Source organism: Bacillus cereus group sp. N21 (assembly GCF_016483395.1).
Classification (GTDB): domain Bacteria; phylum Bacillota; class Bacilli; order Bacillales; family Bacillaceae_G; genus Bacillus_A; species Bacillus_A pseudomycoides.
In genome coordinates this window covers 1-12,120 of sequence record NZ_JAEHBX010000102.1, presented here as the reverse complement: position 1 = coordinate 12,120, position 12,120 = coordinate 1, and the positions used below count along the sequence as shown (strand labels likewise).

Here is a 12,120-nt window from a genome sequence, read left to right as displayed (position 1 = left end):
GCTCCGATTGAATATCGAATCTCGATGGCTGCATAGTCTTTTTTTACAGCTGTCCACTTGACGGGGGTAAGACCAACAAGTCTGTCCAAAATCAAGTTGAAGAATGCAGCGGAATAAAGAATTTAAAAAATATTGATTTACCAAATCAAATTTCATTTATTATTTAAATTTGATAAAAATAGATTACGAGTACAACAGATTAAAATAAAAAGGCCACGTGGCCTTTTTCCTTACTTCGTATGTACATAGGCTTCATTTGCTGTTACATAATATTTTCTTGTTGTGTACTTTATATTGTAGCGAACTATTTACAGTTACTTTCGCATCAGTTGTAAATCCTAATCCAACATCTTTATCCTGCCAAGATGGAGAATCATAGAAACGGAGGTTGTCCACTTTAAAAACGACACGTTTCCCTGCAATTGGATTCACCGTTTCTTTCTTTTCGAACCGAATATACGAAGGGTTATTATACACCCACAGATCTCCACCAAGATTTAACCACCCATCTTTTTCGCTCCATACTTGCTATGCTTCCGGTTTATTTAACTGCCGAATAATAGAGTAACTTGTACCTGGTCCTTTGCGAAGATTTGCATTATAACCTTCAAAAATCCCTGTCTTCTTCCCTTTCTGGTGGGCATGTTAATAAAGTTTAAAAAACTGGTAAGCTGGATAAAGGAGGAAATGTCACTAGGGATACGAGTAATCTAATAAAGGATAGTGCAAGTTATAAGGACTTGGCAAAAAAATAATGGATGAGCTAAGGTAGTGGATCCTCCAAGAAGCAATAAAATTTACCAATCCGGAGAACGGAGACATAATTCGTATTATGCCTAACCCAGCTATAGAAAACCTTATTTTAAAGTACAAAATAAAGGTGGAGGCTGGCTTGATAAATTTGGAAATTTTCCATCTAGTGCAACAAAACAAGAATTAAGAGATTTGATACATTTTTATTTTGAGAAATAGAGGTGCCCACATGTTGATCGCAAATGGATTTGAAGAGATTTACAACAATTTAGATTTTACCGATAGTATTGTCGAGTGTATTGATTGGGAAAATAATTTGTTAGACTTAGTTTTAACTATTGACTATTACAATAGTGATGAGGAGGAACTATTAAAACTAAGATTTACGGACTGTTTAAAAGCAGATTTTTCTTTAACAACAAATCTATTAAGTGTACCAGAAGAAGAAAAACCCTCTTACAGTATGAGTTGGTACACAATCCAAAACTATAAGTTATTTAGAGATAGTGAACTATTGAAACAGTACAACCAAAAAGAGTTATTCCATTTCCAAATTTTCACTACCGACCAAATGATACCTTGGTTGTCAGTTGTTAGTAGGGAAATACAAGTAGAGAGAGTTATGAATCTTTCTACTTGTATTTTGTAAAAAACTTATTTGACGGTACTTATCTAGAAATTGATAAACCATCTAGTACAGTAATGGAAACATATAATGATTTCAATACGATGATTGAGGAAGCATTAAAAGATTATCTTCTGTAGAATGGTGTATTACAATGAACAATGTTACATGGTTTGCAGTAAGTAAAAAACAAATTACAGATAAAGAAATCCAAGCATTTTTGGGAAAGTTAAAGGCGGCCCAGACCAAATAAATCAAACAGCATTGAAACATCTTGAAGAAATAATGGATGGACCGGGAGGTTTTATCAAAATTAAAAATCCTAAAGGAATAGAATTTTTGGAGAAAAAACTACAAGATGGAAATGGAGTTCGATTAAACCTTGATGGAACTTTTAAATGGTATATTGACCAGTAAAAAGGGTGAGTTATAAATGGAAAATTTAGAGATTATATTAACTGATTTTAATAAGAGAAAAATTGATAAATTAATTTACGGAGAACTTAAATTATCTACATTAAAACTTAAATCATCACATTTGTATAATAATATTTCAGAAAAAGATTTGGATTTTTCTCAAGTGAAAAACATAAAAGAGATTCTATCACCGAAAGGAACAGGAAATATATTTTTAGAAGAATTGAAGTTAGGTATTTCATTAAAAAACGTAGTAATAGTTTTCTCGTTTGATGAACAATATGGTGACATTGTATTTAACTTTCCTGAAAATGAAATATTAAAGGATGAGAGGAACGATAATAAGTTAAGGTTGAAAAAGCTAGTACATTTTCTAGTTGATTTTAAAAAAAATTATGATATTCCAAAAGTTATAATTGGTTATGAACCTGCAACTGATGAGGATACTTTGTTAATTGAAATTAATAATATAGTAACTAATTATGACAAAAAAATAGAAAAAATACTTTCTTAATTTATGAGCCTTAAGGTAACTACCTTAAGGCTTTTTTAGGGGCGGAGTATCGAATTAACCACTTCTTCATTCCAAGTCAATGGAATAAAGGTTCTTGACATTGACACGTTGAATACTGAAGTGGAGGAAATTTCGTTAGAGTTAAAAGAAACAGGAGTTACCATATATAATTGCCTGTTTGAAGATGAGTACTGAAAATTATTACCTGATTAAGAAATGAAAGTAGTATAATTTTGTGGAGATACTACTTGATTAATCTTATAGTATACAAAATACATATCTAGGAAGGAAATGATTATGACAGAATTTAAAAATAGAATGGATGTATCCGATCAAGAAAAGTGGGATTTAACGGATATTTATAAAACGATTGAAAACTGGGAAAACGACTATCAAAAAATCGAAACCTTAACAGAGGATTTAAAAAAATTTAATGGAACTATCCATGATGGTCAGAGCCTACTTGCCTATCTTACGAAAAGTGAAGAAATATCAAGTTTGTTTAATTTAGCCTATGCTTATGCAAGACTTCAATCCGACCTTGATACACGTGATACAGAAGCGCAGTCCCTTGTAGATAAAGCATCACAATTACATGTTAAAATAAGTGCTGCTCGTTCCTTCTTTTCTCCATTTTTACTTAGTATCGATGAGAAAACATTACATTCTTATATAGAGGAAAACGAAGGCTTACAATATTTTAAAGAAGACTTATTTGAATTATATCGATATAAGAAACATGTTTTAAACAAAGATAAAGAAGAAATCTTATCTCAAATGGGTGAAGCTCTCTCTTCTCCTCAGCATACATACGGAATGCTTAATAACGCAGATATTGCATTTGGAGAAGTTACAACCAAGGATGGTAATAAAGTAAATTTAACACGCGGGATGTATTCAAAATTAATTAAGGATGAAAGTCGAGATAAGAGAAAAGAAGCTTACAAAGCATACTATCAACCTTATGTGCAATTAAAAAACTCTATTGCTTCTACCTTAACAGCAGCTATAAAAAACAATGTTACCATTTCAAAAATTAGAAACTATCCATCTCCTTTAGAAAGGTCTTTATTTGGTGATATGGTTCCAAAAGAAGTGTATGATACTTTAATTGATACAACTAAAAAGAACATTGCATCTCTACATACATATAATCATTTACGAAAAGAAAAATTGCAGCTAGATGAATTAAGACAGTATGACTTAAATGTTGATTTAGTAAAAGGTGTAAAGCAAGAGATTCCCTATGATGAAGCATTCGAAATCATGCTTACATCCCTTTCTCCACTCGGTGAAGAATATCTTCAAACACTTCGAGGTTTTAAAGATAAACGTTATATAGATGTAAGAGAATTACCTGGAAAACGTTCGGGTGCCTATAATTTTGGCGTATATGGCGTTCACCCTTTCATCCTGTTAAATCATAATGATGACTTAAATAGTCTCTTTACACTTACTCATGAATGTGGGCATGGTATGCATACATATTATTCACATAAGTTTCAGCCAAGAATCTCTGCTCATTATTCAATCTTTGTGGCCGAAGTCGCTTCTACAGTGAATGAAATACTCTTAATTCACCATCTATTAAAAGAAGCAAAAGATATAGACGTACGCAACCATTTAATCAATCACTTTATTGATCAATTTAAAGGAACTTTCTTTACACAAGTTATGTTTGCTGAATTTGAAAAGATTACGCACGAAATGGCGCATCAAGGTAAACCATTAAACGCCCAAGCATTTAATGATGTATATGAAAAATTATTTAGAGAATACAATGGGGATACACTCATATTCGATGAAGAAGTAAAATATGGATGGGCTAGAATCCCTCATTTTTACCGACCATTTTACGTTTATAAATACGCTACCGGATTTGCTTCCGCAATTCAAATTGCAGATCAGCTTTTAAGTAGCGATCCTACCGCTCAGCAAAATTATATCGAATTCTTAAAAGGTGGAAGTTCAGATTATCCGCTCAATCTTTTAAAGAAAACTGGTGTAGATTTAACAACGCCAAAACCAATTGAAAGTGCACTAGGACGCTTTAGTAAACTAGTTGAAGAATTCTCATCACTTTAACAAAAAATGATAAGATTCTATGGACAGAATTCTATGTTAGGTCATTTAAAGAGCCAGCTTCTTCAATATTAAAGAAGTTGGCTTTTGATTATTACATTTTTTAAATTTAATAATCGAAAAAATAGAAATTTGAATTAAAAACAAAAACTAAATGAAAATAATACTGTATATATCAGCATGGTATAATATTAATTACAAAAAACAAGAGTATTTCGAAAGTAAAATCCCTTTTAATTTAACACGGACAAACAGAATGGAATATTCAAAATAGAATGCCGGATTGAAAAGACTCCAAATTAATTATTGGAGGAATAAAGTGAAACTTTAATCAGTGGGGGTTTTCTTCATCCCCCACTGATTATTAGCCCACACCAATCGGACTTTTACGGTCAGTTGATCCCTCACCTAACTTCTTTGCTTTCACCGAATTTTGAGGTGGGAGTCTTACTCCCCGTTAATGCGGGATAAACGATTCTATTCCCTTAAGAAATGCATTAATATATATAAACATTGATATAGTCAAAATTTAATTCTTACTTATTCTCAGATAGGAGGTTTTTATAATAAAAAATGAAATTCAAGAATTGTTTAATGAACGAGATTTATTTGCCAAACTAATCGCAAAAGCCCGATTGTCAAATTTATCATTTGATGTATATAGCTTTAGAAAATATGAGATGGTAGTAGATTTAATACTCGCTGAAAAAAGCTAATTTAAAAATCTTCAAGAAGCGTTTGCTGCAATATTTAAGAAAGAATTGTTTGAAGGAGAAGAATGGGATATTAGTGATGAACCAGCGCCTTCAGATAAACAATGGATAGAGGCTCTAAAAAACATATGGATTCATGAGTACTTTTTAAAGTATAGGGGTATTTGTTTAGAATACGTAAACAGTGAAAATTTTATTAATAGATTTAAAGTGGATTTATTTGATGTAGACTCACCTGAATCGATCGTTAAAGAACTTTTAATGAAATTGAATAATGTTGAAACAATACAAGTGAAAAAAGGACATGTTTACGATCAAATATTTGGGCAGTCTGAAAGTCATTACTTTTTGTTTGAATGGGGAATTTATGATTAGAAACATTAAGATAAAGTAAAACTTTAATCAGTGGGGGTTTTCTTCATCCCCCACTGATTATTAGCCCACACCAATCGGACTTTTACGGTCAGTTGATCCCCCACCTAACTTCTTTGCTTTCACCGAATTTTGAGGTGGGAGTCTTACTCCCCGTTAATACGGGATAAAATCATTTATAAAGAATTTCTAAATCTAACTTATTTATATGAATCAGAATACTACAGACCGCTTAGTTTCCTTCCAATAAATCTTTTGCCATCTTCCGAAATTCCTGATTAAATTCATCGGTCATACCGTTTTGAACATTAGAGAATAGAATAACAAAAATTCGTTTATCCCAATTGAAATTATTAAATGTATTCCACCCAGCTAATACACCGTGATTATGGTAATAATCTGGATAAATGTAAAAACTAAATCCATATTTCCTTGCAGGTGATACAGTAAACATATCTGATAAACTTTGTTTGGAAAGAAGTTTGCCAGTCATAATCGCCTCATCTAATCTCTTCATATCTTCTACAGTTGTATACATTTCACCACAACCGTATAGCCAGTTCATTCTTAACCTAGGAGTAGATATGAATTCATTATCTTTCTTTGTATAACCTTCTGCGAAAAATATATCTCCAGGGAATTTTTCCCCCATGCCAGATTCATGCATTCCAACTGGAGTGAAAATATGTTCTTTTACATATTCAGCTAATGGTTGTTTAGAGATTTTTTCTATAACATAGGCAAGTACCATATAATTATAATCCGTATATCTCCAACCTGTTCCAGCAGGGAATTCAAGATTTTGTGAACCAATCCATGTCACTAATTTTAAACGTGATGCCGCATCAACTTTCCCTTGCCCTTGTTCAGGTAATCCAGATGTATGTGTCAATAAATGTCTTAAAGTAATATTTTTATCCGCTGGGAATGAAGGAATATATTTATTTACATTATCTTCTATATTCAATTCCCCTTTTTCCTGCAACTGCAATATAGACACTGCCACTACTGTCTTAGTGATAGAACCAATACGATATTTTGTTCTTGGCGTTGTTAAGACTTTATCCTGCATATTTGCATAGCCATACCCTTTTCGCAAAATCACATTATTTTGATCCGTCACAAGTACCGTTCCATTAAATCCCTTTTCTTTTAAATATTGGTCTAATTTTTGTGTTGCCCCAGCATAACGATTTCGCTGATTTCTATCTACTTTCGGTGTATCTGTTTCTAGTTTACTAGTAGAATCTGAAAATGCCTTTAAATTCTGCGTTTTACCTTTATTTGTTTGCATGAACATATATACACTTAAGCAAAAAATCGCGATAATAAAGCAAACGATTAAACATCTCTTAAACATACAGGAGCCCTCTTTTTATTCAATTTATACTTGTTACTCTTTTCATTGTTTTATTCTATCTCTATTCATTTAAAAGAAGACTTTAATTTTTGCTTAAATTTATTGAATAACTATATTCGAGAAATGAACTACATATTACTATTTCATCCTCAATTCTACTACTATAAATTAGCATGTCTCTTGATTATCTATATCTTCCTAAAAAGTTTGTATTATTGGAAAGTCATTCAAGAGAAGCTTCCCATACTCAAATTTTTGATCACTTACTATTGTATTTCTTTCTTATAAAATTTCCACCCAACAATCCGATTCATCTCACTATAATTTTGTTTTTTTATGTAACATTCCTTGCAAACAACATATACAATAATGCCAAAAAAGGTAATCTATTAGCATTCATCGATAAGCAAAATTAACTAGATAGTGAAATGTTCAGTTATCGAACAAACAAAAATAACATGGTATTTATCGAGTATTACGGAAAATAAATTATGATTGTCAAAAGAAAAGATGCAGAAAAATTTTCAAGTAAAATAAATCATGCAAACAATAAAAAGAGAGGAAGCTCATTACGGCCAAAATAATAGGGAATTTCAAAAGAGGAAATGAACGAAAAGCAAATATTAATAAGAATCAAATTCATTTATATGTCCTAATATCACCATTTTAAAATTCATATCAAAATTGATTATACATCATATTGCAAAAAAATGTCATTCGTATGACTTTTTTTGCAATTTTCCAATAAACTTATTGCTGAAACAAACAGCAATATAGCCATACACATACACATCCACGCCCACGTATACCCTTTGATATCCACTATGAAGCCAAAAACAGGCGGAGCTAAAATAATAGCAATTTGATTTAGCGTAAGTGCAAAGCTAACCGTAATTCCTACTGAATCCTGCCGCGATGTTTCAACAACGCCAACCATAAAAAGACTAAACCACCCAATGCCGAAGAACCCTAATAAGCCGCTAATTGAACTACCCCCACCTACCTATACAAGAGCTTGAGGTGAGAGATTCTCCTGTCTCTGTCCTCACAAAAACAGTTCCTCTCGTTCAACAAAGAGGATACAACAATATAGAGTTCGGTAGTGTCTGTATGTAATGTAAGACGACCCACTCTATCTTCCGACGAAAGGCAACCAAAATAGGTACAACTACTTTGTTCTTATATCGAGGATAGAACACTTTGTCATGCATCCAGTTCCTAGACTTGTTATCTGCTCTGGTAATAAGCGTAAAAATCTGGGACAAAGTGCTCTTTTTTATCATGCAAATCGTTTTGCTAGTTTTTTCTTTTCATTTTCAAACAAGTGTAACCGTTCGATTTGTAAGACTTCTTTCGGTTGATCTACATCGTATAGCTGATAGAAATGATGCGTGCGAATATCCAATCGATTGTTTAATTGATGCCAATGGCTCCAGTGATGTGCGTCTTTCTTTGGAATATAAGGCTGAAGCACCCCAGGTACTTTTTCTTTATACCCTAACCCTCGGCGACCAATCGTAAAAGCCGCGGATTGATGAATAGAGATGCCGAATTTCCGCATGTATTTCATCTTTCCGGAGATTGAAGTGTAAGCGGGATTCACTTGAAAGACAGCCACGCTCCTTTTATCTGCACGATTCAGAATTGCACTTGTCATCTTCTCATAAGCAAACATACTCCTCATTCGATTCGCATGTTTATTTCCATATCGATTCCCTGTTTTCGATTGGGTTGTATCTAACTTCTCGATGACAATCGGCTTGTTATACCGCTCCGCTAAGTCCACTAAGCGAATCGCTTCCACTTCGATGATCTTTGTGATTTGTCCTGTGGATTTACCCATGATAGAAAAAACAAGGGCACCACTTCCTTTGTAATTTCCATCCTTCGTTACATTTGCCCAAGCAAAATGCTCAAGATTACAATCTACACCGATGACACCATCTGATGTACTGTAATTCGTATGAGGGTTTTTCGGCACATCGAGTAAACATTTTACAATGTAATACTCCCCGTGGTCTTCAACAGACCATGCAATCGGTTTGCCATGCTTTTTCTTATTCTTACACTGTAATTGGGTTGTGATTACTTTCTCAATGACTTCTTGTCCATACGGGAACGTAACAGCTGGAAACATCAGTGTTTTTCCGGAACTTGTCGTCATCCATAATCCCTTTGTCTCAGGCACATACTGAAACACAAAATTCCCATGTTTGGCATCTTTACGGCCAGATAGAATGAGTTGTTTATTTCGAGCACGGGAAAAGAATGTTTTCCATTTGTCATGGTTACGTACAAACTCGCGGGTGGTAAATTGAGAGCGAAATAGTTTTTTGCTTCCAAATACCGCGCTTGGAATATGCGTTTTATATGATGTAAGTTTCTGATTTAAACGGTATTGCCTGTGGGTTAAAAGGCCGATTTTCGCCTGAATCCTTTTCATTTGAACATCCAAGTATTGGTGCTCAAATGAAAAGGATTCAGCCAAATCAATGTGTCTTTTTTACGGGATAAGGAGATGAGGTTGTTATGCTTCGCGAAGCGCGTGTTTTTTGGAAACGTCAGCTTTCCTTTCACACAACTTTGTTTGATTTTAAGAAGGTTTGTCAGTTTTGTCCGTTCTTGTTTCAACTTTTTCTTAAGCTTCTTAATTTTCTCTTGTGTTTGTTTCTCATATCGTTTTTGTGACTCCATTAAACCTGTAAACAACGCCTTTGCTTCTTGCGCCGCACTGTTTGCATAATAATCATTCAATTGATAGTTCCGCTTGAGAACGAGATGAAGACTGTCTGTATATACCTTACGGTTCCAACGTTTTTCCCGAACAATCATTTGAAACGCAAAGCGCTTCGCCTGATTACATGTTTCGATTGTCTCTGCCAATGCATCTACCATTTCATGCGGTACATCTATCTTATAGATCCGTTTCGAAAAATACGCTTTCTTCACCTGTTCTCACCTCATTTTATTTGATAAGATCATCATACGCCAAAACAAACATATGTTCTACAAAAAAGAGACGTTTTCTTTAAAAAGAAAAAACCGATTCATCCCCCACCTTCACTTCTTTTAGAGGTGGAGGTCTTCTCGGTTAAAATGATAAAATATTATAGTTTATAAAAAACAAGTACTAATACGTTTTTTTCATGGATTAAGGATATAATGTACATAACTACAAGTGAATTATAAAAACAATGCGCACCAACTAATCAATATTAAATTCCAATCTTCTATATTCTCAATAAAATGGAGAATATCATTGAATATTTATATCTATGCTTTATGTAACAGAAAAAAACGTAAAAGAAGGAGATACAATGAAAAAGAAAAAAGAAACAAAAGAAACCGGATGGAACTTAGACAATAGTTATGCCCGTCTACCGAAATCATTTTTTTCCACCCTTAGCCCAACCCCTGTAGGCTTACCAAAGTTAATCATTCTCAATCATCCTGTGGCAACATCCCTAGGGCTAAACATTGAGGAACTACAAAGCGAAGATGGAGTAGCGGTTCTTGCTGGAAACCGAATTCCCGAAGGTTCTATCCCTCTTGCTCAAGCTTATGCAGGGCATCAATTCGGGCATTTCAACATGCTAGGAGACGGCCGTGCGCTGCTAATCGGTGAGCAGATTACTCCTTCAGGTGAACGATTTGATATTCAATTAAAAGGCTCTGGTAGAACACCATACTCCCGCCGAGGGGATGGCCGCGCCGCACTTGGACCAATGCTACGCGAGTATATTATCAGTGAAGCAATGCACGCGCTTGGTATTCCTACTACCCGTAGTCTAGCTATAGTATCAACAGGTGAGTCAATCATACGCGAAACTGCTTTACCAGGTGCAATTTTGACACGTGTAGCTAGCAGTCATATACGCGTTGGCACATTTCAATACGCAGCAGCAAGCGGTTCAGTTGAGGAGCTAAAAATTTTGGCTGACTATACGATTAAGCGTCATTTTCCAGCTATTCAATCACAGGAAAATCCATACCTAGCGTTACTACAAGAAGTGATGAAGCAACAGGCCAGCTTAATTGCAAAGTGGCAACTCGTTGGCTTTATTCACGGGGTAATGAATACCGATAACATGACCATTAGCGGAGAAACCATCGATTATGGTCCTTGCGCCTTCATGGATGAATATGACCCAGCAACGGTATTTAGTTCCATTGACACGCAAGGCCGATACGCCTATGGTAACCAGCCGTATATTGGTGTGTGGAATCTCGCGCGATTTGCAGAATCTCTATTGCCGATTCTACATACAGACCTAGAACAAGCTGCCCAAATAGCCCAAAATGCGATTTCAGATTTCGGCACACTGTATGAAAAGCATTGGCTCGCTGGGATGCGGACCAAACTAGGTATATTTAACGAAGAAGCAGAAGATAAAGCCCTCATTGATGAGCTCCTTAAAATTATGGAGAAATATCGTGCAGACTATACTAATACCTTCCTTTCTTTAACTTTTGATACACATAAAGATACCGATTTGTTTAAAAGTCAAGAATTTACGAAGTGGAATGAAAAATGGCAGGCAAGATTAAGCAGACAGGAGGAATCGAAATCTTCTTCACATCAGCTGATGCGAGACACCAATCCTGCGATAATCCCACGAAATCACCGCGTGGAAGAAGCATTAGATGCCGCAGTCAAACAAGGGGACCACAGCGTAATGGAACAACTGCTTGTTGTTCTTTCAAACCCTTATGCTCACTCTCCTGAACAGTCTGAGTACTGCACACCACCGGCGCCATCATCCCGCCCTTATCGAACTTTTTGTGGTACATGAGAAAGAATTAAGTTAACACCTTCTCATGATTTACTATTTTTACAACATAATGCTACTCCTTTACCTAATGGAGTAGCATTTTTTCGGTTTTGGTGCAAAATCATTTAATATAGATATAGAGCCTACACAATTTGTTCAACTACTCTTTTCTCAGCGCTAAATACAATTGATTGTTTTTTCATAATATCTAGTGGTAAATCTGGATCTCTATTTTATTAGATAAAGAGAGGCCAGCCAGCATCCAAACCAGGAAGATAAAACATCTGAATAACATGGTGGAACAATACCATCGTTTTATTAAGAAACGAGTACGCTCTATGTTGGGATTCAAGTCATTTAAAACAGCAACCTCTATATTGAGTGGCGTTGAAGCCATGCATATGATAAAAAAGGGACAGATTGATTTAGAAAACCTGGTCTTACCCCCGTCAAGTGGACAGCTGTAAAAAAAGACTATGCAGCCATCGAGATTCGATATTCAATCGGAGCTC

General features: G+C 34.7%; 6 protein-coding genes and 6 pseudogenes. 8 read left to right on the top strand and 4 right to left on the bottom strand.

Annotated elements, in window-relative coordinates:
• Nucleotides 1–230: 230 nt before the first annotated feature.
• Nucleotides 231–609: pseudogene (locus JDS96_RS28170) on the bottom strand (SH3 domain-containing protein); the annotation flags it as partial.
• A gap of 373 nt (nucleotides 610–982) precedes the next feature.
• On the opposite strand from JDS96_RS28170, the gene JDS96_RS28165 reads away from it, so the two are divergent.
• The 5 genes and pseudogenes from JDS96_RS28165 to JDS96_RS28150 all read left to right on the top strand — a co-directional run bounded on the left by JDS96_RS28165 (nucleotide 983) and on the right by JDS96_RS28150 (nucleotide 5,479).
• Nucleotides 983–1,402, top strand: a complete 420-nt coding sequence (locus JDS96_RS28165) for a hypothetical protein (protein ID WP_199668783.1) — start codon at nucleotides 983–985, stop codon at nucleotides 1,400–1,402.
• Nucleotides 1,396–1,518: pseudogene (locus JDS96_RS32565) on the top strand (YrhA family protein); the annotation flags it as partial. The gene JDS96_RS28165 and the pseudogene JDS96_RS32565, both read left to right, overlap by 7 nt.
• 293 nt (nucleotides 1,519–1,811) lie before the next feature.
• Nucleotides 1,812–2,309, top strand: a complete 498-nt coding sequence (locus JDS96_RS28160; protein WP_199668782.1) for a hypothetical protein — start codon at nucleotides 1,812–1,814, stop codon at nucleotides 2,307–2,309.
• 297 nt (nucleotides 2,310–2,606) lie between these two features.
• Nucleotides 2,607–4,394: an oligoendopeptidase F gene (gene pepF, locus JDS96_RS28155; RefSeq protein WP_199668781.1), complete on the top strand. Its 1,788-nt coding sequence runs from the start codon at nucleotides 2,607–2,609 to the stop codon at nucleotides 4,392–4,394.
• A gap of 758 nt (nucleotides 4,395–5,152) precedes the next feature.
• Entirely contained in the window at nucleotides 5,153–5,479 is a 327-nt protein-coding gene (locus tag JDS96_RS28150) for a hypothetical protein (RefSeq protein ID WP_242480006.1), read from the top strand.
• Nucleotides 5,480–5,708: 229 nt separating this feature from the next.
• Here the strand turns inward: JDS96_RS28150 and JDS96_RS28145 are convergent, their stop codons facing one another.
• Nucleotides 5,709–6,836, bottom strand: a complete 1,128-nt coding sequence (locus JDS96_RS28145; RefSeq protein ID WP_199668780.1) for a serine hydrolase domain-containing protein — start codon at nucleotides 6,834–6,836, stop codon at nucleotides 5,709–5,711.
• Between the two features lie 428 nt (nucleotides 6,837–7,264).
• Between JDS96_RS28145 and JDS96_RS32560 the strand changes: the two are divergent.
• Nucleotides 7,265–7,506 (top strand): annotated as a pseudogene (locus JDS96_RS32560) (hypothetical protein).
• 18 nt (nucleotides 7,507–7,524) lie between these two features.
• On the opposite strand, the pseudogene JDS96_RS28140 reads toward JDS96_RS32560, so the two are convergent.
• Both JDS96_RS28140 and JDS96_RS31750 read right to left on the bottom strand, forming a co-directional pair.
• Nucleotides 7,525–7,821 (bottom strand): annotated as a pseudogene (locus JDS96_RS28140) (hypothetical protein); the annotation flags it as partial.
• A 294-nt stretch (nucleotides 7,822–8,115) separates the two neighbouring features.
• Nucleotides 8,116–9,785, bottom strand: a pseudogene (locus JDS96_RS31750) (IS200/IS605 family accessory protein TnpB-related protein).
• Between the two features lie 368 nt (nucleotides 9,786–10,153).
• On the opposite strand from JDS96_RS31750, the gene JDS96_RS28125 reads away from it, so the two are divergent.
• Together JDS96_RS28125 and JDS96_RS28120 are read left to right on the top strand one after the other, a co-directional pair.
• Nucleotides 10,154–11,629, top strand: a complete 1,476-nt coding sequence (locus tag JDS96_RS28125) for a protein adenylyltransferase SelO (protein ID WP_199668777.1) — start codon at nucleotides 10,154–10,156, stop codon at nucleotides 11,627–11,629.
• Nucleotides 11,630–11,859: 230 nt separating this feature from the next.
• Nucleotides 11,860–12,075, top strand: a pseudogene (locus JDS96_RS28120) (DDE-type integrase/transposase/recombinase); the annotation flags it as partial.
• Between the last annotated feature and the right edge of the window lie 45 nt (nucleotides 12,076–12,120).

Coding starts and splice junctions, on each gene's coding strand:
- JDS96_RS28165 (WP_199668783.1), top strand. CDS start 983: ATGTTGATCGCAAATGGATTTGAAGAGATTTACAACAATTTAGATTTT.
- JDS96_RS28160 (WP_199668782.1), top strand. CDS start 1,812: ATGGAAAATTTAGAGATTATATTAACTGATTTTAATAAGAGAAAAATT.
- pepF (WP_199668781.1), top strand. CDS start 2,607: ATGACAGAATTTAAAAATAGAATGGATGTATCCGATCAAGAAAAGTGG.
- JDS96_RS28145 (WP_199668780.1), bottom strand. CDS start 6,836: ATGTTTAAGAGATGTTTAATCGTTTGCTTTATTATCGCGATTTTTTGC.
- JDS96_RS28125 (WP_199668777.1), top strand. CDS start 10,154: ATGAAAAAGAAAAAAGAAACAAAAGAAACCGGATGGAACTTAGACAAT.